Source organism: Pseudoalteromonas sp. BSi20480, from assembly GCF_000241365.1.
Classification (GTDB): domain Bacteria; phylum Pseudomonadota; class Gammaproteobacteria; order Enterobacterales; family Alteromonadaceae; genus Pseudoalteromonas; species Pseudoalteromonas marina.
Map to the genome: position 1 here is coordinate 1 of NZ_BADX01000090.1, position 22,845 is coordinate 22,845.

19 protein-coding genes are annotated in these 22,845 nt (G+C 40.3%); all 19 read right to left on the minus strand.

Annotated elements, in window-relative coordinates:
* Nucleotides 1–226: 226 nt before the first annotated feature.
* The 19 genes from P20480_RS18995 to tssB all read right to left on the minus strand — a co-directional run bounded on the left by P20480_RS18995 (nucleotide 227) and on the right by tssB (nucleotide 22,803).
* Nucleotides 227–1,291 carry a hypothetical protein gene (locus P20480_RS18995; RefSeq protein WP_008129914.1) on the minus strand — a complete coding sequence of 355 codons (1,065 nt, stop codon included), beginning with the start codon at nucleotides 1,289–1,291 and terminating at the stop codon, nucleotides 227–229.
* A gap of 229 nt (nucleotides 1,292–1,520) precedes the next feature.
* Nucleotides 1,521–2,060: a hypothetical protein gene (locus P20480_RS08565; RefSeq protein ID WP_138922288.1), complete on the minus strand. Its 540-nt coding sequence runs from the start codon at nucleotides 2,058–2,060 to the stop codon at nucleotides 1,521–1,523.
* A 104-nt stretch (nucleotides 2,061–2,164) separates the two neighbouring features.
* Nucleotides 2,165–2,428: a hypothetical protein gene (locus P20480_RS08560; protein ID WP_008129919.1), complete on the minus strand. Its 264-nt coding sequence runs from the start codon at nucleotides 2,426–2,428 to the stop codon at nucleotides 2,165–2,167.
* 1 nt (nucleotide 2,429) lies between these two features.
* Nucleotides 2,430–2,942: a hypothetical protein gene (locus P20480_RS08555; protein ID WP_008129920.1), complete on the minus strand. Its 513-nt coding sequence runs from the start codon at nucleotides 2,940–2,942 to the stop codon at nucleotides 2,430–2,432.
* A 272-nt stretch (nucleotides 2,943–3,214) separates the two neighbouring features.
* Complete coding sequence (locus P20480_RS08550) at nucleotides 3,215–4,201, minus strand: hypothetical protein (RefSeq protein WP_008129922.1); 987 nt, start codon at nucleotides 4,199–4,201, stop codon at nucleotides 3,215–3,217.
* 10 nt (nucleotides 4,202–4,211) lie between these two features.
* On the minus strand, nucleotides 4,212–7,448 hold the full coding sequence (locus P20480_RS08545) for a hypothetical protein (protein WP_008129925.1): 3,237 nt from the start codon (nucleotides 7,446–7,448) through the stop codon (nucleotides 4,212–4,214).
* Between the two features lies 1 nt (nucleotide 7,449).
* Entirely contained in the window at nucleotides 7,450–8,526 is a 1,077-nt protein-coding gene (locus P20480_RS08540; RefSeq protein WP_008129926.1) for a DUF4150 domain-containing protein, read from the minus strand.
* Between the two features lie 25 nt (nucleotides 8,527–8,551).
* Nucleotides 8,552–9,421 (minus strand): hypothetical protein, encoded by an 870-nt coding sequence (locus tag P20480_RS08535; protein WP_008129928.1) that lies wholly within the window; start codon nucleotides 9,419–9,421, stop codon nucleotides 8,552–8,554.
* The gene (locus P20480_RS08530; RefSeq protein WP_008129930.1) at nucleotides 9,411–10,442 is read right to left on the minus strand and encodes a DUF2169 family type VI secretion system accessory protein; all 1,032 of its coding nucleotides are present in this window, start codon (nucleotides 10,440–10,442) and stop codon (nucleotides 9,411–9,413) included. Before P20480_RS08530 ends, P20480_RS08535 begins: the two co-directional genes overlap by 11 nt.
* Nucleotides 10,435–11,586: a hypothetical protein gene (locus P20480_RS08525; RefSeq protein ID WP_008129932.1), complete on the minus strand. Its 1,152-nt coding sequence runs from the start codon at nucleotides 11,584–11,586 to the stop codon at nucleotides 10,435–10,437. The genes P20480_RS08530 and P20480_RS08525 overlap by 8 nt, the downstream gene beginning before the upstream one ends.
* Before the next feature lie 4 nt (nucleotides 11,587–11,590).
* Nucleotides 11,591–12,007, minus strand: a complete 417-nt coding sequence (locus tag P20480_RS08520; protein WP_008129934.1) for a hypothetical protein — start codon at nucleotides 12,005–12,007, stop codon at nucleotides 11,591–11,593.
* A 17-nt stretch (nucleotides 12,008–12,024) separates the two neighbouring features.
* Nucleotides 12,025–14,046: a type VI secretion system Vgr family protein gene (locus tag P20480_RS08515; protein WP_033025485.1), complete on the minus strand. Its 2,022-nt coding sequence runs from the start codon at nucleotides 14,044–14,046 to the stop codon at nucleotides 12,025–12,027.
* A gap of 25 nt (nucleotides 14,047–14,071) precedes the next feature.
* Nucleotides 14,072–16,804: a type VI secretion system ATPase TssH gene (gene tssH, locus P20480_RS08510; protein ID WP_006792579.1), complete on the minus strand. Its 2,733-nt coding sequence runs from the start codon at nucleotides 16,802–16,804 to the stop codon at nucleotides 14,072–14,074.
* An 18-nt stretch (nucleotides 16,805–16,822) separates the two neighbouring features.
* The gene (gene tssG / locus P20480_RS08505; protein WP_008129939.1) at nucleotides 16,823–17,803 is read right to left on the minus strand and encodes a type VI secretion system baseplate subunit TssG; all 981 of its coding nucleotides are present in this window, start codon (nucleotides 17,801–17,803) and stop codon (nucleotides 16,823–16,825) included.
* Nucleotides 17,800–19,518: a type VI secretion system baseplate subunit TssF gene (gene tssF, locus P20480_RS08500; RefSeq protein ID WP_008129942.1), complete on the minus strand. Its 1,719-nt coding sequence runs from the start codon at nucleotides 19,516–19,518 to the stop codon at nucleotides 17,800–17,802. Before tssF ends, tssG begins: the two co-directional genes overlap by 4 nt.
* A 22-nt stretch (nucleotides 19,519–19,540) precedes the next feature.
* Complete coding sequence (gene tssE, locus P20480_RS08495; protein WP_006792576.1) at nucleotides 19,541–19,948, minus strand: type VI secretion system baseplate subunit TssE; 408 nt, start codon at nucleotides 19,946–19,948, stop codon at nucleotides 19,541–19,543.
* Nucleotides 19,949–20,004: 56 nt separating this feature from the next.
* The gene (locus P20480_RS08490; protein ID WP_006792575.1) at nucleotides 20,005–20,490 is read right to left on the minus strand and encodes an Hcp family type VI secretion system effector; all 486 of its coding nucleotides are present in this window, start codon (nucleotides 20,488–20,490) and stop codon (nucleotides 20,005–20,007) included.
* 254 nt (nucleotides 20,491–20,744) lie between these two features.
* On the minus strand, nucleotides 20,745–22,271 hold the full coding sequence (gene tssC / locus P20480_RS08485) for a type VI secretion system contractile sheath large subunit (protein ID WP_006792574.1): 1,527 nt from the start codon (nucleotides 22,269–22,271) through the stop codon (nucleotides 20,745–20,747).
* Nucleotides 22,272–22,281: 10 nt separating this feature from the next.
* Entirely contained in the window at nucleotides 22,282–22,803 is a 522-nt protein-coding gene (gene tssB / locus P20480_RS08480; protein ID WP_006792573.1) for a type VI secretion system contractile sheath small subunit, read from the minus strand.
* Nucleotides 22,804–22,845 lie beyond the last annotated feature (42 nt).

The window sequence follows — 22,845 nt, forward strand, 5'->3', positions numbered from 1 at the left end:
ACTTCTTTCTTCATCCTTTAAGACTAAAATTTTAACTATTTGACCCCCCATCAAACCAGTGAATTTATTAAACCTCTTTTTTGAAAAATAATTTTTAAAATTTTGCGAATTTTCTATCACTCTTGAATTTAGTTTTGCAAATTTATATGAAATTGACATCAATATCCTTTTCTACCCAAGCAGTTATTTACTGCTTGGGTTAAATCCTATTTATTTCTTTGTTTAGCTACAAATCAATCATTAAAAATGAAGTAAATTTTTGCCACAACGTTTTACCAAACTTAATTTCACTTTCAGCTTTTATATTATCTGCATATTTCCATGGGAATTTAAATATATCCGGTGGCGTTAGCTTTTTAATAGGTTTACCCGTCAATAAGTTATTGAGCTGCTCTTCATCATTAAATTCTTTTCTCAACTCATCATCCGCTTTAGACATTTCTTTTAAAAATGACTTATCAACACGATACCAAAAGTACTTAGGGCGGCCATTGGCTCTATCAAATTCAGCCGTGGTTTTATCAAACTCTCGGTAATACTCAAATTGTGGGATATCAGCCAGAGGTTTTGTTACATCCATAAAGTTTTGTAATAATTCCCAATGGATTAATGCTGGAGTAATTTGATTTGCATACGTTTTTGCATACCTCATACTATATTTATAGTGCAGCAATGAAAAGCCACGATAAGGATAACCACTTTTAGGATTGTTCTGTACTTTATAGTGGGCATTGAATTTTTCAAATGGTGCAACTTCAAAATCTTTCGCATTTGAACTAGGAACTTCAACTATTCCATTTAAGCGATTAAAATTGACGGTAAAATTATATTTGGAACGAAAAAATGGTAGCACCATCAAGCTCATTACTTTTGAGATAACCCAAATAACCACTAGAACCAATAAAAAATCAAGAGCAAGAGTGGTTGCACCTAAAGCAAATGCCACTGAAGGGATAAAAATAATAAACCACAAATTAATAAAGTGCAGTACAACCCAAGAAGAAATTATAAAATCAATAAAATTAGCAGGAATAGTATTCATTGCCAGTTTTAGCTTTTTATCTATTTCGAAAAGTGATCTGCAATCTTCGGCACTTCCATTTAAATTATCCTTGTAAAATAAGGTTTGAGAACTGTCAAAGCAGTGCCCCAAAACGCTTCCTCTTGGAAATAGCGCTTGCTTACTTTGATAGCGGCAATACATAGAGTCACGCTCGTCAGTCGCTATTTCATCTCTAAATTTTGCATCTTGCTTACCCATGTAAGCTGTTTCAGCATACTGCTCAAGCATATTCTATTCCTTTATTATCCATGCTTTGCATTTCACCATTTCTCAACCCTAGAGTAACAATAAACTTAGGTGATGAATAACGACTAAGTTTAAATTCCTTTTCTTATTGTTAAAGAGCCATCGCTATTAAACACATGTTTTAATCAACTTCGAAATATTTATTCATGTGCCATTCCTACTTAATTCGTTTAATGAAATGGCACATATTATTGAACACTCTCTTTCAGGGTTAATTATTTACATACTTTTCTAAACTTATACTATCTGCGATAATTTGGACTGAAGAGGGCCTCATTCGAATAAAGCTTATTTGCTCTTCATTGAGACTATCCACTAAGCCTAAACAGCGTTCAAAGTTTTTAGGGTCTGTCCCTTGAGAGCTTTCGAGGTTACTGCTTGATCCAAACTGATACTGCCTTTCAGTTATGACCCCTTGTAACTGCCCTATCACTATCTCAAGTGAACTTTGATATATATCTTTACCATTCATTCTTAGCATTTTTTCCCTTTTAAGTTCGTATACATCCTTTTCAAATGGGATCTTTTTACCGGCAGCAGTCCTTATCATGTAAGGTACAACAGGCGCTTTAAAGTTCATTCCCATAAGCTGAAGTAATTTGCTAGATTCAGTCGCTGCATCCGATTTGGCTACTACGTCATCAACCTCTATAGACGGTAGAACTTCATCAAGCACTAGTTTTATGCTGCAAGTAGCACCACTTCCATATCTACTCGAATACAGTAATGGCCTTGGTGCGCCTTTAAACATAGTATGTATAGTAGGTTTTTTCTTACTAAACGAGATTAGCTCTTCATTGGCCATTTTTAGGTTAGTGAACTTTATGCTGATCTTTCCTTGTTTATTAACTTGGTTTAAATAGTGCTTAATGATTTTGTATGTCTCATCACTAATATTTTTTCATTTTCAACTAAAAGCTTAATCTTTATTAACTGACCTTCATCTACAACATGTATGTCTTTGTTTATACCTTTTGAACTCAGGTAATTAAATAAACCCTCTTGAAAACTAGTTAAATCCTGCTCATAGCGGTTTTGTTTTTCTACTGTTATCACATCATATTTACTGCAGCCTGCGAAAAATAATGCGACCGTGCATATTACTAAAACTCGTATCATTTCAATCTACTCCTTGAAGCTGACTACTTAACTGGTTTATGTAACTATTTAATTCATCTGAGTCTTTAGCAATAATAAAATGGTCATTTTCAAGTATTACGACTTCGTAACCAGTGGCATCAATAATTTTAGAATCTACATAAACATCTATACTATCGTTAAAATACGACTTCCAATTTGTTGAAAGTTGAGACCCTATTTGTATACAACCGCATCCTAGTACAAAACTAACTGATGCGATTGGCCCTGGATATAATTGCCAAAACTCAGATAAGCTCATATCACCTTGAATATACAAGTGGTCGGGTCCGACCATAATAGTAAAGAAAGAGGCTATAAAGATACATCCAAACACAATAGCAAGTATCAGCCAGAATTTTTCTTTTGGGTTTGACTTCACATTTGCATTATAGATAGCTGTAAACCCTTTAATGGTAAACACTGCTGGAAGCGCATCAAAATCAATACGCATTTTATTACTTTCCATGTTATTACTTTCCATATTATTTTCCATTTTAACTGACTCCTTTAAAAAAATTGTAACTAAGCTTGTTGTTTGTAGTACTTACCTCCTTAAATAAAATTTTTCACTAATATAGTGAATTGTCTAAATTGTGTAATAAAACATTCTAGCGGTTTGTTTAATGAATATTTTTACAATACATTCAAATATATAAAGACAGGCAACACCTTTAATATAAGCCTTTATTTAAGCTATTATTTTTGCCTTACCACTGCGTTACTTGTTTTTCTATTCCATGAAAGCTCCCTCAAAGTAAAAAGTGCCTAAGGAATTCCACAGGTTAATTGCATAAATAACCGCTTGGCTTTGTATTTCCAATTAAGTGTTTCTTTACGCTCTGGTTCGGCTGTCCAGCGTTGCCACGGCTGGGTGATTTCGGGCTGGGGGGCATCGTTATACCAGTCTATTTTGTATGCCTCAGCATATAGCTCATCATATATTTCGGTTTGTTGTTTAAAGCTCATATCACGCCAATACACTTCTGGTCGATTGTTGTGTTTATCAAACTCAGCGGTAATTGGGTCAAGGTGCCTGTAGCCTTCGTATTCTGGAATGTCAGGTAATGGCTTGGTGTTATCCATAAAGCGCACTAAGCGCTCCCAAAACAACAAACAATAGATAGGGTTTTGTGCAAGTTCAGTGACCACTATGGTCATTTTGGTATCTGGGTATTTATCTCTGTCTTTGTGCGATATCACCGGGAAAAAGGCGCGAGAGCCCCCTTGGTCGGTGCTTTGGTTTACCAATACACACTTCATATCTTGCCAAGCAAAGCAGCAATTACCAAATTCATCGCGCTCGTCACAACCAGGAATATTAAAGGTGTAACCGACTTTACCTGTTTGGCGGTCAAAATAGGCTAGCTTTGATGGGAGAAGTTTACTCCAAATTGGTTGCAAGTTTAAAAAAAATAAGTTCCCACCTAGTACTAAGTATAAAAACCATAGAGGGTAATTGTCTGAACCAAATGGTAGCCACCATAAAGTGAATATGCCTAAAAACGAACTCCCAACAAACCCCAAAAACATAGGGCCAAATATCAAAGCTCGCATTGGGTCATTACCACATGAATGACTTTGAAAACGATGAGGTTGACTTTTTATCCCAAGCTTATCTTTATATAGCCAGCTTTTAAGGAAGCACAAACCATTGAAGCTATTGTGTAGCTCGGAGTCCGTGTCTTCTTCAAAAAATTGATTAAATATTGTTTTTCGAGGTAAAGTACCACCTAAGTATTTTAATATACTCATAGAATTCCTTTTATAATATCCACGGATTTGGATAGCTTGGGTTGGCGATTGGTTTTGCTATGGCAGAAAAATCAAGCGGTAATGTGAGGTTTTTATCATACCTTAGCTCTGGGAACGGCCTTACTTTATCTATTTGGAGTACGTGATTTGGGTTAGCAAAGGCAATGTTAATTGTGTATAGCGCTTTAATAAGCTGCCCTTTTTCATCATGCACTGGTTGGTATTCTTTTGTGCCTGTAACACCTGTATAACTATAATGCTTACTCTCAACATTATATGGCGCTAATACATCCTTTAGTTTGAAACCAAATTTAAGTGCGAGCTCTGACTCCCCTTTAATAAAGTTAGGAATGCTCACCTCTATGGTGTATTGATTTTTAGCAACTTCGGTATAGTCCGCTTTGGGCGAAAACAGCACTGCCATAATAAATTTATGATAAGCCTCGGGGTTTGAAAAATCATTATACTCAGCATCGCGTTCACCCTGCCATATACCTTTTTTATTTTTTGCAAATGGCCCAAACTTACACCACTTTTCAGCCTCAGTATCCATTAAGCTTACCGCCAAAATAGACAGTACAATACTGCCTAAAAATAGCCCCCAGCCAATAGGGCCCATGCTTGCGAATATGGCACCATAAATAGCCGAGGTCATGCCCATCATACCGGCTATCATATTAACGGTTGCGGCATCTCGGTCATGCTTATTCCACATTTCGACCGCATCGGCCATTTGCACGCCAGACATCAATATACCCATAGCGCCACCAAAGCTTCTTAAATAAGTAAACTTAACGAGTTTACCCAATAGCTTAGATAACTGCCTGGCTTCACCTGTCAGCCTTGCTTTTGTTAAAGCGCTATTTCCTGCTGTTGATGAGTAATTCTCCCACACAGAGCCAACAGCAGCTATCACTCCGCCTATAACGGCAATATGCTTTCCAAATTGGTATAGATCGCCCTTACCTGCAAACTCTTTTTCATATTCTGCGTAGATGTAATAGGCGGTTATGCCTGTTAAAGCGAGTAATGCAATGGATGATCCTCGCTTTGCTTCAAACCACATTTTACCAAAGTTATTTGGTGAGACCATTCTGGCTGCCACTGCGGGGGCTAGGTCGCGGTTATGCTCATAGACAATACTGGCTGGGGTATCTCTTGCGGGAGCGGTTAATACTTTGCCTGCAGCACCTGAAACCGTTTTAAACGTACCTTGAATATCATTGACCTCGTTGAGCATTTGCAATATTTCTGCGCGTACTTGCTTGAGCATATAAGGCTGACCACTTTGCGTTTTAAATTGAGCCGCACCTTCGGGGTTTATGTCCATGTGGAGCTCACGGGCAATGGTGATCAACTGGTTATTATTAACGGGTTTGCCTTTGGCGATACTGGCTAATGCATTTTTAAGCGCAGCTCGTCCTTTCGTTGATTTTATTTTTTCAATAAGTGGGTGACGTACAAAGCTCATACTTATGATCATTCTATCATTGGGTACGGCGTCCATATCATGAAGTTGAATATCGTGCAGTGGCGATACGTCAAAGCTTTTAGCCAATGAGCCTACTCGAGCATAAAATAAGCGTTCCTCACGCCCTGCAAATGCTCGTTCTTTAAAAATTCGCTCCCAATACATGAGTGTTTCTGAGAGGATTTTTTCAATAACCGAGAGCAATCGAGACTCTACAAAAAGTGCCGGTATCCCTGGTTGTTTTAGCTCAGCATTTTTTACCTCTTGTTGCAGCTTTCGTGGATCAAAAGCCCCTAACTCTTGGCCTATTTTATCTTCATCTGCGGTGGCTGCACTTAAGTTTTGCCCGTATAAGTCATCATTTGGGCAAAACTGTACATTGAGCCAAGAGCTGTCATCCCCCACTAATCCTTCGTTATAAGCTTTACCGTTATTGAATAACTCATTTAATTCGCTTGATAGCCGCTGTTTTTCAGTGTCATTAGTTAACGCGGGTATAAATGCAGGTATGAGTGTGTTAGGTAACATTAAGCTTGCTAATTGCTCATGGCAAAGCTCAAATGCAAACGGATACCCGCAAGGTGATAACGTGGAAAAGTCACACATTACGGCTTGCCAGCTGGGGGGGGCTTGAACCAGATTACCCGAACATATATTACTAAAAGGTTGATCTGATTGACTGCATTTCGACTCGTGTAAGCCTTGTAAATGTTTACGTGCGACAATGTAATTATCTAAGCGCTCAATGATCCAATCAGGATTTAAACCAACTAAGTATTTTTCTAGCTCGTCGGGTGATAAATGTCGACCAGCATCACGGGCTTGTTCACTTTGCTCATCTTTTAATACCAATGTTGGGTATTCAACTTGCCTTCCTGTAGGAGGGGTTGTGAGCTTGGTTTCCCATAGCTTTTCATTTAAAAACAACTGATGGGCAAGCATTGCTGATTTGTAAAATGGGTTACGCTGCAAAATAGCTTGATGTTCTTTGAGCAAGTGTAGCTCATAGTCAGCATCCAATTTTTGTGACTGCGCAATACCCACTAAGTCATGAACATAAATACACGGCTTACTATTTGGTGCCCCCATATTCTCTATACTTGCCCAGCTTGGGGCACTCGTTAGGTCGATAGATTGCATCCGCGCCGCACGATTATCCGTTGCTTGATTTATGTTTTCACATTTTGATAACTGAGGGGTTTTATCAAAGCGAGTATCGCTTGGCCACATGCCGCCCATTTTGTTTATATAATCCCATGACCATTGCACTCTCGAAAAAGCAATTTGTAAATCGGGCACATCAGCACTTGTACTTGTAGATAATAAACCAATAGCTCTAGTAGGAATGACTAACTCAAATGCATTAGCGGTATTAAACGAGCGAAAGTTTTTGTCGTGATATAGCCTTAAATCAACCTCACTTAATGCACCTTGTGGTAAAGCTGCTACTTCACGCCATAAAAATCCATTTATAAATATATAAAAATAGCCAATGGCTTCATTTTCTCCCAGTTTATCTTTTCCTTTAAACATTGGAATAAATTCAGCATTACCTGCTTTACTTTTATCAAGGCTTGGATCCTTAAACACCAATAAGTCGACCGCCACTAAATCTGGCAACTCTACCATTTGTTTAGGGGCAGATTGCTTTTGAGTCGCGGCTTGACCATATGGGATCACACAGACTTCACCGCCTAAAGTTGGCATTTTTAAATCAAGCGCACACTGTTGCGTATCATCAGCAATTTTAGGCTTATGAACATATTGTACCGTCACATTATTCTCCTTGATTTAACATGCGTGAAGATTTCTGCCCGCCTTGCGACACTTCAAAATGACCTTGCCCTAATAATTCAGAGCTGGATGGTGCATTCACGTTGTAAACAGCCTCTGCTGGGTCTTCGCTTTCTGCGCCTAAATCCCTCACTTGCACACTTAACCCTCGTGGTGATGCGCCACCTGATTGCGCTAGTGGCATAGGTGGGGTATTTTTAGCGTTTGATATCATTAAGTCGCCTTGGCGTACTGCGGGCTTGCCTTCAATCAGCACATTAAATGAGCCTAATATAAACTCGGCTTTGCCGTCGTTTGTACCGCTTGCAATACCCTTTTTATCGCCGGGTGAATCCCCGCTACTTTGCGAAAAGTAACTTTTTATATTACCCGCGCCATTGCCATTTATTTTTACTGAGCTTGCTACGCTTGAAATGTCGCTTGTTTGCGCTTTGTTTGGGTAGGGAATAGGAATAACACTTGTGCCCACGGTGGTTAAACACACATCAATAGTGGTTAACTTTCCGCCGCTGTCTGTGTGTACTGCCGTTCGGCCATTAATTAATACATTTTGACCAGACACCGTGGCTACTTGCGCGGCTTGCGCTTGCGAATCTTTAATTAATTGCGCTTGAGTGCCGGCTTCCCAACCTAGGTGGCTTGATACTAAATCTAAAAATGCTTGGGCATTGGTAATGGGTTTATTAACATCCATATTGGTTTGCGACTCATTCCACGGCAATATGGGCTCGTTTTTTTGGCTATCCCATTGCGGGGGTGGAATTATGTAGTCGGGTATGAAGGTATTAACCATTTCACCGAGTGTTTTTTCGCGGTATTTGGGGCGGCCAATTTCGGCTAAAAATGCGGCGTCGCCGCTGGCTCGGTCTTCAAATATGGCTATGCCATTTGCTTTTCCTAACGCGCCATTACTTCGGGCGCTGTTATTTAACCCTAATAAAGTAGGATTGTTGTGTCGCCATGTTACAGAGCCACCGCTACGTACATCGGCTGTGAGCGCGTCAATATCGTATTGCACAGTGCCTGTTTGTTTACCTGCCATTGCATTAATGTAGGGCATTAAGTTTCACTCCTTGAAATTTTTATTAATTGATCACTGGGTGAATTAAATAATAAAAAACATGCTGTAACCCTTTATTTAGTGGGTTATTTAAATAGCTATTTGCGAGGGCAAGCCCTGCAGGGTCGTTTGCAACACCTTGATAGCCAATCGTGTTATTTAAATTGGCAAGTTCTATTAGCTCGTCTTCTGGGCTATAGAGTGTTTGTGTATTGGCAAACCATTTTTTTTGCCATGCTAACGAGTCTTTACCTGCAAATAGGTAAGTATTATTAACGCAAGCCTGTGCTTGGTTGAGCTGCTCGTTTATTTCACCACTATAAAATTGTGCGCTAAGGCTGCCTTGTAAATGAGTTAGTAATGCGTATCCACCTTCACCATTTATAATACCAGGCGGACCGTTTAATACTTGCACCGCGTTATTTTTGGCCTGGTTACTTACATATTGGTAGCTTACACACGAATCGACTGCAATTATGAGCGTATCGGGCGCTATGCTTTTTAAATCAAGCGTTGTAGTTTGGTCAAAGTCGGGCACTTGCTGCAAAATCATTTCAGACAGTAGTTCAGCAAGTGTGTCGTTATCGATAACAGGGTTGCCTAGTTCGTCTTGAGGGAGTACAAACACAATTTGGCTAATGCGCGACGTTTGCCTAAGCGTGGGTATATCAATATGTTCGAGTAATTGGCTTAATAAAAGTAGGCATTTAGTTTGCCTGTCTAACTGAGCTAGTTCATCTATTTCGACCATTATGTAAGGTGCGTCTAAACTTATGTCGCACCGTATTAGCGCTTTGCTTGGTTTAGAAAACAGCATTTGGTTTGCAACCGCTGTGTACAAGCTGCTGGCAGCGGATCCCGTTGCATTTATGTGGCAAAGTACATCAAACGTCATTGTTGCTTTCCTTTTTTGCCACAATTATTTGGCTATTTTCTGCAACATTTATTGCATCAATATGCCCTCGCCATAGTAAAGAAAACTGCTGTGAGTCTGAGTCAATAACCAGTGTGTCGCAGTGCATGGCCAATGTATGCCTATTAAGTGTATTCACAATTTGTACTATGGGCTCTTCAAAAGGAAGGTTTACTCGCTGTTGCTGGCCATATTCTTGCAGTGGATACAAACCCGATAATGTAAAAGCCCAGCCTTGTGTAAATTTTTTATTTACCCGCTGATCTATCGGTGCGGTGTTATTAAAAAATTCGTTAAGCTGCGTTTTAAATGGGTAGTTACCCGCCATAAGTGCTTTTTGATCTATTTCTGGTATAAGTTCTACCCGGGGTGACCAATGCGATGGAATGGCCGAAAAACTGGCAACCGGTGTTGTATGGCTTGGCTTACGTAAAAGCGCTGTTGCATATTCAATACACGGTAATTGCTGCCCTACCGCGTGTTTATTTTTTAGTTTATAACCGCTGCCTAATGGGTTTTCTAGTAAGTAGTCGGTATCGTCATTGAGGTTTTTGCCACCAAATGCATGGCTGTAATCAACAGGCGTTGGTTTAATTATGAGTGGGTCTGTGGCAACGGGCCCTAACAATGAGCGTTTCCAAAAGCGCGTGCCTGTAACACGTAAACGTTTATTAAACAGGGGGGTTGTGTGTTCATAAAGGGCAAGTTCCACCTCTATTACGCGGGCTTGTTTTGCTTTGGGCGGATAGGCTGTAAAGTTGCCATACACTTCAAAACCCGTTTTAAATGCAACCTGTTCGTTTACTTCTCTGAGTGATGAGTTAGCGGGCTCGTTGTAATAATCATCTGCTAATATTATTTCCTCACCCGGATTGATTGGTGTGACATTACCTTGCTCGTCAAACTCAAAGTTTTGTTTAACAAGCACTACTTTAGCCTGTGTGCGGTCGTGCAACCAGCCATCAAAAAAGCTAGCCTGCCAAGGAGAGAAATTATTAAGCATTTGTAGTCTCCTTTACAATTTGCTGCCATTGATTAGCACTCAGTAATAAATGATATAAAGCGCACGCTTGTTGGGGCTCATAATGTGTAGCTAAAACACGTTGTACCACTGTTCCACCCAGGCCTTTTAACTGCTGAGTGGCATTGCTGCTTGTAAAGCTTATGCCATTGAGTAACTGCTCTCCTGGGGTGAGCGCAAAAGCTTGCCTTGCGTGTTCTGCATCGTCTAAATTTAAGCCGCTTTGAGGGGCGATACCCGTATTTACTGCTGACATTTTGTCTGCTTTTGCAAGCTCACGATTGGTAATGGTTAGCCATGCAGCGTAGGCTGGCTTTTGGGTTACGCCTTGCGCCATTAAATTAATAAAAAGAGGCAGTGCCCGCTTATAAACAAAGTGGCTTAATACATATTCACATTGGTCTGGGTTGGCTTTACAAAATAAAAAACACGGTTCGTCCCAGCGGGGATCGTTAGTAAAGCCAGCTAATGCAAGTAGCTTAGCTTTGTGTGAGTCATCACTCGTTTTTGCAAATACTTTAAATAGCATGTCTGATACATAGTCAGCTTTAGTGCAATACGCATTAACTAAAGCGGCATACGCAATGTTAAAATTGGGGTGCAGCATGGCGCTGTTTTGCTCTGCCTCCCCCAACGACTGGGAAAAAAGTAAGGTCGTTATGCTTTCATCAAGAACTTCTTTTTCACTTATAAGGCTATTGCGCAGTGCTTTGTTTTCACTTATTTGCCAGTAGCTTATTAAATACTTTAATAAGGTGTAGTAGCCCAAGTTTTCTATCGACTTTAACTCGTCAAACGTTTCGTCGCTATTGCACGTGTGTTCAAAATTAAGCGTTTGTATAAGTAGAGTGTAAATATCGCTGTGTTCTGCATTATTAAGCGCAAGTTGAATAAATTCATCGAGCGTTAGTGTGCTAACCTCAGAAAGGTTTTTGCCCGAAAAGTAATCTGTTGGCGCTTCACTTTTTAAGTCACTTAATGTGTATAAGTGGTTAAGTAATTGGCTCTCAATCACGTTTAAACGCACAAGCGAATACACCCCTTGCTGTTGCAATTTTTGTTTATGTTTTAGTAATGTGGTTAAACGTTGTTTGTGCTGTTTAACTTTGGTGACCTGTGCAAACATAGCCTTAGTTAAGCCTAATTGGCCAACCAGCCAAGGTTAGGTCTTGCTCGCTGTTTGCCGATATATCTTGCCCTTCGAGCACAATAGTACCGTCAGCAAATATTTCTATAAGGCCCTTAGCCGTTTGCAGCGTTATGCTTTGCTGCGCTTCAATTGTGATGTGCCCTTCGCTGTTTTTTATTAGTGCAGCAGGGGCTTGGTCTTCACTTGCTAATACGGCCGTTACTACAAACCCTTGTGAGGTATGAGTGAGTAATACGGTGTCGTTAGTTTTACATGGTGTTATGTGTGCAGCCTGCGCGATAATTTCATGGGCTACATTGTTAATCAAAACGGCTTTAACCTTTCCTAAACGGTCAACACGGTTCACTAACGCAAGTATTTGCTGATCATTAAAAATACTTTTAACTTGTGCACTCATTAAATTACTCCTTTAACTTAGTTGTTACTAATTGCACTGCCTTTAATAGCTATATTAGTGGCGCTCAGCGTTATATTAGTGGCATCAATCGTTAAGTTGCCCGCTGCATCTATTTCAATACTTGCTCCGCCTTGGCTTAATTGAATAGAGCCCTGACCATTGGCTTTTATAGTAATGTTATTGCCACTATTAAGCTCTAAATCGCCCTGTGGCGCTTGAAGTTCAAGGTTTCCGTCAACAGAGTAAACACTTACGTCTTGCTGGGCTTGCACTTTAAGCTCTTGTGCTGCTTTTAATTCTAAACTGCCGTCGGTTGCTTCAATGCGCGTATTGGCCGTCGACTTTAAACTTAAATCGGCTGCTGAGGTGACGGTAATATCACCTTCACGCGTTTGAATTTGCAGGTTGTTTTCAACACGGGTAGTAAAGTTATTTGCCACAGTAAAATTAGCGTCATTCTCAGCTACAAATTGCAGGTTTTCTTTTGCCGAAATTTTTACGTCACCGTCAACCGACTTAAGCGTTGCTTGATGTGCACCGTTTGTTGCATCAAGCAGTAACTGATTTTTATTATTTTTATTGGCAAGGCTTATTTTTTCTTCGCCTTTTTTGTCGTCCATTACAAAACTGTGCCCCGCTTTGGTCACCAGTTTGTTTTCTGTTGGGTTTTGGCTTGTTACTGGGTTAGGCGCATTTTGATTATAAAGTGCCCCCAAAATAATGGGTCTGTCTAAATCGCCATTTTCTCCACAAACGAGTACTTCTGTGCCCTGTGTTAACGGAAAATGCATACCATGGCCACTGCCTCCATACGGTTGCATTAAGCGTGTTGATCGGCTTTCTTGCCCTTCGCCATCTTGGTTAAAAGGCAGCTTTACAACGTAATTACCTTTGTCATCTATTTCTTGTTCAATTAATGCGTTAAAGGTTGCAAATACTCGTCTGGCGGGAATTAATGGAGCTTTGTACACTTGGTCAACACTAATTAAGTACGCTTGGTTTTTATACGTTAGGCCTTTAACATTAGAGCCATATTCAACGGCTGCATTTTGGCTGCCTTTATGCTCAACACGTGTTACTAAGTATTGCCCATCGTGCTCTGGGTGGTCATAAATATTTAAGCGCATGCCAGGGCGTAAAGCTCTGCAATCGGTATCAACTATTATTTGCTCGCGCTGGCAATCAAACGCCTGCTGCCTAATAGTTGCAAGTGTTTGCCCATCTCCTGATTGCGCATAGTTGTCGCCATAATGGCTGTCTTCACCAAACCCTGTTACCGATGCACTATTATTTTGCGATACTTGTAAATTTCCTGGTGCTTGGTAGTTGTAGTCGTTTAAGTGTGTACTTTGTGGAAACAATTGTGCTTGCCTGCTTATCGCAAATATTGATTCACTTGTTCTAACTTGCCCCGAAGGCGGAATGTAACTTAAATTAACCTCATCAAATTTTTGCGCAATATCTTTAGAGTCATTACATATATGCAGCGTACAGTCACCGCCTGTTTGCTCAATAAAGCTATACACAAAGCCGTATTTACGCATTAATCGGGTTACAAACTCATAATCTGTTTCGTTGTATTGAACGGTCATATCAAGCGAACTCGAACTTGCCTGAACACTTAATTTTTGAGTAGGAAACCCTGCTTTTTTAAACACACTGCTAATTATTTTACCTGCATCCATGGCAGTAAATACACGGTTAGAGTGCTGATGTTTAAGTAGCGTTAAATGGGAGTTCATGACCAAGGTATAATGATACCCTTGGTGACTTTGTCCATGAGCTATAAACCCGCTAATTAATCCTGATATAGTGCGGTCAGTCATCGACCACACCATAGAAAGCGATACGTCTTTTCCTATTAACATATCAGACGTTAAATGCTCTGGGCTCAAAACTTGGATTTTAAATTCATAGTCTTCACATAAACGATCGTTTTTAGACTCAAAGTCGGTTACATATACCATGCCGTCGGGCATGCCTTGTATTGCAACACTAAAATGACTTGAGCTGGCTTTTAATTCGTTAAATACGTCCATGAATCCCATTTTTTTGTCCTTTTATTTACGCATTATCGGCAAATGTTGCTGTAATTTCGTCTTGCTCATCAACAGCTAACGTTAAAATGTCTGGCATGTCTTCTTCTGCCATAAATTCTAAAATTGATTTGGCTATCCCTGGCAGTATTTGCTGTTCAATGACCGCATTGACCATACGTGCACCGCTGTCAGAAAGCGTGCATTGAGTGGTTAGCTTTTCAAGCACACTGGCATCTACACGTAACTGCATTTTATGGTTTTCGTGTAAACGATTAGCGATGGCTTCGAGTTTTAAGCTAACAATTGACTGTAATGCATCAGAGTCGAGTGCTAAGTAAGGAATAACCTGCATTCGGGCTAATAAAGCGGGTGCAAAAAAAGCAAGTAATTGAGGTTTTATTAAATCCGTAAGCGCGCCAATAGTAGGCACTGACCAAGGTGTTCCGTCTTCGTTAATGGGCGCTTGCGCTGGATTGAGGGCTTCGTTAATTGCCGCTTCGTGCTCAGTTTGTTGCGACTCTTCGTCGTCCTCTTTTGGACTTAAGTCTATTACCGTAGGTGGTGTGCAGGCGTCAATTAGCTCAGCAGATCCTAAGTTGGATGTCATGATAATAACGGTGTTTTTAAAGTCTATTTCGCGCCCTTCACCATCGCGCATGCTGCCACGCTCAAACACTTGGTAAAACATATTCATCACGTCTTTATGCGCTTTTTCTACTTCATCGAGCAAAATAACAGAGTACGGGCGCTGTCTTACGGCTTCGGTTAACACACCGCCTTCGCCGTAACCTACATACCCTGGTGGTGAACCTTTAAGCTGCGACACAGTATGTGACTCTTGGTATTCACTCATGTTTATTGTGGTTAAAAATTTGTCTCCACCAAATAACTGTTTGGCTAAACAACGCGCTGTTTCTGTTTTACCTACGCCCGATGGACCCGCTAGTAAAAATACGCCAAGCGGACCTTCATCGTTGCTTACACCTGCTTTACTTACTCTGAGCGTTTGCGCAATTTTTGCAATCCCCGCCTGCTGACCTATTACTTCTTGGCCTATGGTGGCTTCTAAATTAATCAAATTACTAATTTGATCTTTAACCATTGCTCCTACTGGCACGCCGGTCCACTGTGAAATAATTTGCGCAACGGCATCGGCATCTACTTCACTAAATAAACCATTGTCTTGCGTATTTTGCTCTTTGAGTGACTGGCGAAGCATTAATAACGATTCGCTATCAAGGTCTTTATCGCTTGCTTGTTTTATTTCGTTAATTTGGCTTAAGGTTGATATTTGCGATTCGCGCGAGTGTGTCAACTCAGCTAATTTACTTTGGGCATTAACTAACTCTTCTACTAGGTGCGTTAGTTTATCTTGATCTACCGCCAAGCCTTGGCCTAACTCTATATTTAGGCTATTTATTCTGGTTTCTAAATAATTTATGTGTTCACGTTCTGCTTCTATTGCTGCAGGGTCTGTCGCAAACGACATACGCACACGCGCCGCAGCAGTATCAAGTACATCAATGGCTTTATCTGGTAAATAGCGCCCTGTTATATAACGCGAAGATAAAACCACAGCCGCTTCAATAGCATCATCGGTTATTTGAATATTATGATGCTGCTGGTATTTGTCTTTTAAGCCTGCAAGCATAAGCTGAGCCGCTTGCTCTGTAGGCTCATCAACTTTAATAAGCTGAAAACGACGTTCTAATGCAGCATCACGTTCAAAGTATTTTTTATACTCGCTCCACGTTGTTGCAGCTACAGTTCTGAGCTCACCACGAGCAAGCGCCGGTTTTAATAAGTTTGCAGCGTCACTCATGCCTGCATCGCCACCAGCACCTATAAGCGTATGTGCTTCATCAATAAACATAATGATTGGCGTTGAGGAGTTTTTTACTTCATCAATCACGGCTTTTAAGCGGCGTTCAAATTCGCCTTTAACACCCGCTCCTGCTTGTAGTAACCCCATATCAAGCACTAAAAGGCGAACACCTTGTAGGTCTTGTGGTACTTGGCCATCAACAATGCGTTGTGCAAACCCTTCTACAACCGCAGTTTTACCAACACCTGGATCACCTACCAAAATAGGGTTGTTTTTTCTGCGGCGGCATAACACATCTACCATCATTCTAATTTCGTCATTACGGCCCAGTACAGGATCTATTTTTCCTTGTTCTGCTTTAGCCGTTAAATCTTCGCAATATTCATCCAGTGCAGCACTGTCGTTTGAGTTTTCTGATTTATTGGCTGATTGTGATTTAGCTGCAGGGTTTAAACGCTCAGACGATTGCTGACATATTTTGTCCAAGTTTTCGGCTAAAAAGCGTGAGTCAATTTTATCAAGCAGTGCTGGTAGCTGAAGCACTGGGCTGTAAGGTAACAATTCAGTTAAAGAGTCAACTAGAGCAGCACCCGTTATAAAATCACTCTTATGCTGAACATTTGCACTTAACCATGCGCGCTCTAGCCATTCATATAAACGACGCGAAAATGTAGGCTTACTTTGGTTACCCGCAGGCTGCCTATTTAAAAAGTCTAGTAACTCATGCCAAACAGCATCTTGATTAACATTAAAAAAATGAAAAATGTGCTCAAGATCACCATTACTGCCCTCTTCCATTAATTTAATAAGCAAATGCTCTGGAAGTACTTCAAAGTGACTGCGGCTACTGGCAAAACCTGCAGCTGATTCAAGTGCAGTAGCAGTATGGCCATTTAATTTATCTATAAGTTGTTTTATGCCTTTAGCATCCATTTTTTTATCCTTAATTCCTTAGTGTTTATACTGTTGATGGCTGTAGCTATGAGTTGTTGTATTTGCAGCTGCGGCCCCTAAATATGAATTATGTCCTAGTACTAACGATTGCTGACCAATGAGCTGCTCTGAAACAGCGTCATTTGCTACTTTTATTTGGCATACCCACTCAACATTGCTTGGTAAATGCGCACTAAGCAAAGCGGCCATTTTTATTCCTTCTTCACTCCTTGGTGAAAGGCTTATGGCGACATCGCTACTGACTGGCCCTATATCAATTGTTAAAACACTACCGCTAACCAACACCTGGGTTCCCAATACAGCAGAATTGCCCAATACCATTTGGTTTTCTTCGCCTATTGCGCTTGGGGTATCTACGTGTTGCCAATTGGCTCGTGTATCGTCAACTTTTAATGTGTCTATGTTTAAGCTGTGCTTAAGTAGTTGCGCTAAACCCGCTGCACTTGTTTGCTTTAAGCTTGCAATGCCACACTGAATTTTTTGATCTGTTTTACCTAATAAAATAGATTTAACTAAATCATCAAATTGATTCGCGCCTCTGCCTGCAATATTAATTTGAGACTTTTTCCAAGCCTGAAATAACTGACAATACAAAACATGATTAAAAATATCTAAAAACTGGCGTACTCGATCACCGCTTTGCTCATCACTTGCTGCTTGCTCTAACACGTAATGGGGCATGGGCGCGTCTATGCCATATAAACCCAAAAATGACGTCGATAAACTGAGTTTTCCTCTGCCTTCGTTTTCTAATACACATTCGCGAACATCGGTTGCAGGAAAACCCAGTTCTTTGTGTGATTTAAAAACAACACGGCTACTTATGCCATGATCGAGCTCTTGCGGCGCAGCCCAGTGTTTTTCTATTAGGCTCATTGCTTTAAATAAATTAAAGCGCCAGGGTTCAGCAATTAAGCCCTCAATCGCTGGGGGTAATTTAGACCAAACAGGATGTACGTAATTGCTTGACGAATTCATAGCTGGTAACTCTTACCCGGCTCAATATCCCAACACCACGACTTATAACTTGGAATTGCGTTAACTCGCGTTTGTACGCTTTCGTTTATAGGTGCGTACATCAAAAAGAACTCGTGCAGTACATTACAAAAGTGGTATAGGTCTGCGTCGCCAACAAACTTGCTTTCATCAATATCAATTAGTACGTCAACCCCTTTGATAAAAATGCCTCGCTTAATTTGGCTGATAGGCGTTGCTGATATTTTTAAAATACTTTCAATTCTTAATCGGTTTTCGGCCTTATTTGACCAATCAAATAATACAAGCAACCTTTTAAGTTCAGTTACCTGTGTAATTTGTGAAAACTTTACATTTAATAAGCTAATAAGCTGCCAGTGTTTTGGCTGACTTGGGCATGCTAAGTAGTTTGTTGGGCGAATAACATTTTTAACATCAACAATATTGGGCATATCTTTGCCCCCTTCATTTAAATCGCCTTCTTGTAATAATTGACGCGGCCAACCGGCATTAAACGCTGTTAAATCAATCGATAGCGTTTCTTTTTCGTCGTTTAAATTAAATGGTAGTTGTAAGTAATGCGTTGGTGCCGCAGCGCCTACATCTTTAGTTAGCACGGTAAATAGCTTTTTTTCGTCTTCAAATACACTTTGGTAGCGGGGGGTGTATTCGTGAGTTTGACCTGTTACCGAATTACGCCCTGCTACTTCGTCAACGGTATAGCTAAAAACATGGTCGGTGCGTGCTTGATCCGCGCTTATCATGTAGTCGGTTCTATTAGGTTCTATTTTTATTGGCTCTGCTGCTTGGCTAAACAAGTTAATAGCGGGTACGCAATTTATTAGTATATTTTCTTTACTTAATTGGTGTCCCGGAGGAAGCTTTTTATCCCCTCTGAATACAATTTCAAACCGGTCTATATGCTCAGGAAACTCTTCATTTTTTAAACCATCAAAACTTAAAAAGTAAAAACGATCTTTGGCATTAAAGTAATCAAGTAATAAAGCATACCCTGGGTGGCTTTTAGCCGCGCTAGGAAGTAATGCGCCGTCAATATCTAAATAACTGGCATTACACCCTTTTGCCTTAAGCTTTTTATTATATTCAAAGTGATTGGCACCAAAGTCGAGTTCGGCCTGTTTATTAGGTGTTTTTAATAATTGAAATAATGCGCTACATAAAGGTGTATCACCGCGCAAATAAAAATTAAGTGTAGATAAATCAAAGTTACTACGCTCACCTTGGCATACAAATTTGAGTCCAATTCTTAGCTCCGCACCCAAGTGCGACTCTTGATATTGCACATGCTCAACATCTAAAGGCACAACATCTAAACTGTGCGTGGTCGTAAATATAATTTTTTTGCCATCCGACTTAGCTGTTGGCGGGTTTAACTGCAACCCCTTATCAATAGTGTGCGTTTTTTGCATTGCTAATTTAGGAGAAAACTGCACCACCGTACTTGAAGGAAAATAACTTAACAAAATAGGACACAGCTGGCGCAACACCTGCTCAGATACCTCGGGCACAGATTCATCTAAGCGTTTTTGAGTATGCGCCGTTAAATAAGCAACCCCCTCTAATAAACGCTCAATATGCGGGTCTCTGTCTTTTAATGCATCAATATTAAGCATACCTGCGTGCTCAGGATAAAACTGAGCAAATTGCTTGCCAGCCTGAGTAAGTAAGCGCATTTGTGCATCAAAATATTGCTGCATTCATCAATCCTTTTGAACTACATTAGTTATTATTTTTTGCGTGCTGTATAACATCTGCTTTACCGCCCGACTCAAACCGCGTATTTAACTTAATACTTTGTCCACTGGTTAGAAAAGCTTGTATATCGAGCCTAATTACACAGTTGTCTTCTTTAATTTCGACCGGTGTTACATTTGCATAGCGAACGCGGGGTTCGTATTTTTCTATCAATTTTTTAACTTCAAACGCTAATGTGTGTTGCGAATAAGGAAGCCCTTCGTAAATATCTTCTACATCGGGTAAGCCATAGTCGGTTAAGTGCTTTAAAACGCCTCTGCGGGCATTTAAAAGCTCATTTAAATGCTTGCACACACTGGCTTGCTCATCAGTTTCAAAGCCCTGATGACCATTGCGAATAACGGGTTGAGTTAAAAAATCGAATAACGCCATATTTGGATCTCAATAAAAGGATATGCTTTCGCATATCCTTAATAAGTACTGACTAATTAACGACCTTCAGTCCAAGAGTCAGAGAACTCGATGTTGCCATCTAAGTAAGTCCAAGTAATGCGCTTGTAACGTAGGCAAACTGTTTCAAGGTGCGGGTAACGCTCCTTGTCTAAGTCTTTAACGTTGTGCATTGTTGGTGAGATTGAAGTGATTTTTACGTCTTCCAACTTGTGGCAGAAATATTCACGCTCAGTCCCTGTGTCATCAATACGGTACCATTTAAGCTCAAGTTGCTTAAGTGTTTGACCGTTTGAACACGCTTTGTACAAGTACGGTGTAGATGCATCAACCGCTTTTGTAATAACAAAAGGTTCATGCTTACGAGTACCTGTAAGTTCACCAGTATCATTATCCGTAGGGATACGAAGTTCATGATCAAAGTGTAGGATCTCAATTGAACCTTCACGTTCTGCAACTGTTACAGAACCTTTGATGTCATTACCTTGGTCATCCTTTAACCACATGTACGCTGGAATTGCCATTTCATTATTCTCCTTTTAGAATGAAGTGTTTCCTGTTAGTTGGCATTGGCATAAACATCACTGTTTATGCCCCCCAAAAAGCCCTCTGCTTCATGCCACTGGGGAATATGTCCCAAGTTGGGTGCAACCAACTTGGGGCAACTTTTCAGACCATTAGTCTATATTCTTTAAGTACACCAACCAGCTACTCACCAAATTGACGTATTTACACTATAAAGCCTGCGTTAAATGCGTTTCATCGGCGGCTTGGCAGTTCATTTTTCGCCAGGCATCTGCCCTACTAGCGCTAAACGAACGTCAATTCCTTCAACTTGGAAATGCGGCACAATATAGGTACTTACGCGGTAGTAACCCGGGTTACCCGGAATTTCTGACACGGTTACTTTTGCATCTTTTAACGGATGCGTTGCAATAAGTGACTCATCTGGGTTATTCATTTTAGTTACCAAAGCGCCTAGCCAATCATTTAGCTGCTGCTCTAGTTCATGACGCGGCTTACTCGAACCAATGTTTTCGCGCTGTAAAACTTTTAAGTAGTGCGCTATGCGCGACACTAAGAAAATATAAGGTAAACGCGAGTTAATGCGTGCATTTGCTGTTGCTTCACTGGTTTCAAGTACTTGTGGCTTTTGTGCACTGTTAGCAGAGAAGAAACATGCAAAATCTGAATTTTTATAGTAACTAAGTGGAATAAACCCTTGGTTAGCAAATTCAAGCTCTTTCGTTTCAGAAATAAGCACTTCGGTAGGTATTTTAGTTTCAGACCCTTTACCTGCTTCAAACGAGTGAAGAGGAAGGTTTTCAACTTTACCACCCGATTGCGGACCACGAATATTTACAGCCCAACCGTTGTCATGGAAGCTACGAATAATATTGGCAGCAAATGCAAACGTAGCATTACCCCATAAGTAGCGCTCATGATGCTGTGCATTAACATCTTCTTGGTAATTAAAGTTACGAAGAGGATTTGTTTCACCGTATGGTAAACGCAGTAAAAAGCGTGGGAATGCTAGGCCAATGTAGCGAGAGTCTTCTGATTCGCGGAAATTTTTCCAACGAAGAAACTCCGCACGCTCCATGTAAGAACCTAAATCTTGAATTTTTGATACTTCTTCAAGTGAATCTTTCAAGAAAAATTTAGGGCCAACGCTCCCCATAAATGGACAGTGAGCCGCCGCTGAAACACGCGATATTTCTTGTAGTAACGAAACATCTGGCGCAGAACAATCAAACTCAAAGTTAGATACCATGGTTGATACAGGCTCGCCACCCGGCGTGTCGTAGTCTGACGTGTATACGTGTTTGTATAACGCAGATTGTGTTGTATCTGGCGCTTCTTCAAAGTCGTCTCTTAATGTTTCTTTATCAACATCAAGCATTTCAATTTTAATATTTGCGTTATTAGGCGTGTGGTTAATTAAATAACGAAGTGAACGCCAAGCTGATTCCATTTTTTGAAAACTTGGGTTATGTAATATTTGGTCTAACTGCTGAGAGATAATTGTATCTACTTTTGCAATGTAATCATCTAAAAGCAGTTTATCTATGCGCGTTACTTCTTGATCGCTGCTACCGGCCATATCTAAAAATACGTTAATGGCTGCTGTTAAGCGCTCATTAGCACGTGTTTCAGCAAGGTTGCTGGCGTCTCTGAATGAGTCTAGTTTAATTTCATCTGCAACAGGTGAAATATCAACCATTCCACAAATGCTTTCGTAGGTAGATAAAGCAGCTTGCTCTGTCGTATGTGCAGCTACATTTAATTGTTCTTGCATTGACATGGTAACCTCCTTATTCCGTTACGGGTTGTTTTTCTTCTTCAGACGCAAGTGGTGCAATTTCGTCAAGTTTTGCTTTTAGTTCATCAAGTTCAGGCTGATTTTGTAATACACGCTCAAGCTCTTTACGCAGTGATGAGTTGTCTAATAAGTTAGATTTAAGATCACGTAGTAAGTTACGCATTGCCATCATTTTATTAAGTTCAGGCACCTGTGCTGCAACCGACTCAGGATCAAACGATTTAAAAGAATCAAACTCAAGGTTAACGTTAATTTCGCCGTCGCCTTTAATTTTGTTAGCAACCTGAAAGTTAGCTTTAGGCGCCATATCTTTAAGCACTTGCTCAATGTTATTTTTATTAATTGTTACTCGCTCGCGCTCAGAAAGTTCCTGGCTATTTTGACCATTTGAATAGTCACCAATCACTAACATTTTTAACGGTAATTCACTTTTTTGCGAAGCGCCGTCTGTATCAAGCTCTAACGAAATATTGATCCGAGCTCGTGGGATCTCTTTTTGAAATGTATCACTCATGTTTTTTCCTTTGCAGTTTGGTTATCTACCGTCTCAATTCCA

Excerpts from the sequence above, each read along its gene's own strand:
- P20480_RS08515 (WP_033025485.1), bottom strand. The coding sequence starts at position 14,046 with ATGGACGTATTTAACGAATTAAAAGCCAGCTCAAGTCATTTTAGTGTT.
- P20480_RS08535 (WP_008129928.1), bottom strand. The coding sequence starts at position 9,421 with ATGACGTTTGATGTACTTTGCCACATAAATGCAACGGGATCCGCTGCC.
- tssC (WP_006792574.1), bottom strand. The coding sequence starts at position 22,271 with ATGTCAATGCAAGAACAATTAAATGTAGCTGCACATACGACAGAGCAA.
- P20480_RS08565 (WP_138922288.1), bottom strand. The coding sequence starts at position 2,060 with ATGTTTAAAGGCGCACCAAGGCCATTACTGTATTCGAGTAGATATGGA.
- P20480_RS08525 (WP_008129932.1), bottom strand. The coding sequence starts at position 11,586 with ATGTTTGCACAGGTCACCAAAGTTAAACAGCACAAACAACGTTTAACC.
- P20480_RS08550 (WP_008129922.1), bottom strand. The coding sequence starts at position 4,201 with ATGAGTATATTAAAATACTTAGGTGGTACTTTACCTCGAAAAACAATA.
- P20480_RS18995 (WP_008129914.1), bottom strand. The coding sequence starts at position 1,291 with ATGCTTGAGCAGTATGCTGAAACAGCTTACATGGGTAAGCAAGATGCA.
- P20480_RS08490 (WP_006792575.1), bottom strand. The coding sequence starts at position 20,490 with ATGGCAATTCCAGCGTACATGTGGTTAAAGGATGACCAAGGTAATGAC.
- P20480_RS08540 (WP_008129926.1), bottom strand. The coding sequence starts at position 8,526 with ATGCCCTACATTAATGCAATGGCAGGTAAACAAACAGGCACTGTGCAA.
- P20480_RS08530 (WP_008129930.1), bottom strand. The coding sequence starts at position 10,442 with ATGCTTAATAATTTCTCTCCTTGGCAGGCTAGCTTTTTTGATGGCTGG.
- tssB (WP_006792573.1), bottom strand. The coding sequence starts at position 22,803 with ATGAGTGATACATTTCAAAAAGAGATCCCACGAGCTCGGATCAATATT.
- tssF (WP_008129942.1), bottom strand. The coding sequence starts at position 19,518 with ATGCAGCAATATTTTGATGCACAAATGCGCTTACTTACTCAGGCTGGC.
- P20480_RS08555 (WP_008129920.1), bottom strand. The coding sequence starts at position 2,942 with ATGGAAAATAATATGGAAAGTAATAACATGGAAAGTAATAAAATGCGT.
- tssE (WP_006792576.1), bottom strand. The coding sequence starts at position 19,948 with ATGGCGTTATTCGATTTTTTAACTCAACCCGTTATTCGCAATGGTCAT.
- tssH (WP_006792579.1), bottom strand. The coding sequence starts at position 16,804 with ATGGATGCTAAAGGCATAAAACAACTTATAGATAAATTAAATGGCCAT.
- P20480_RS08520 (WP_008129934.1), bottom strand. The coding sequence starts at position 12,007 with ATGAGTGCACAAGTTAAAAGTATTTTTAATGATCAGCAAATACTTGCG.
- tssG (WP_008129939.1), bottom strand. The coding sequence starts at position 17,803 with ATGAATTCGTCAAGCAATTACGTACATCCTGTTTGGTCTAAATTACCC.
- P20480_RS08560 (WP_008129919.1), bottom strand. The coding sequence starts at position 2,428 with ATGATACGAGTTTTAGTAATATGCACGGTCGCATTATTTTTCGCAGGC.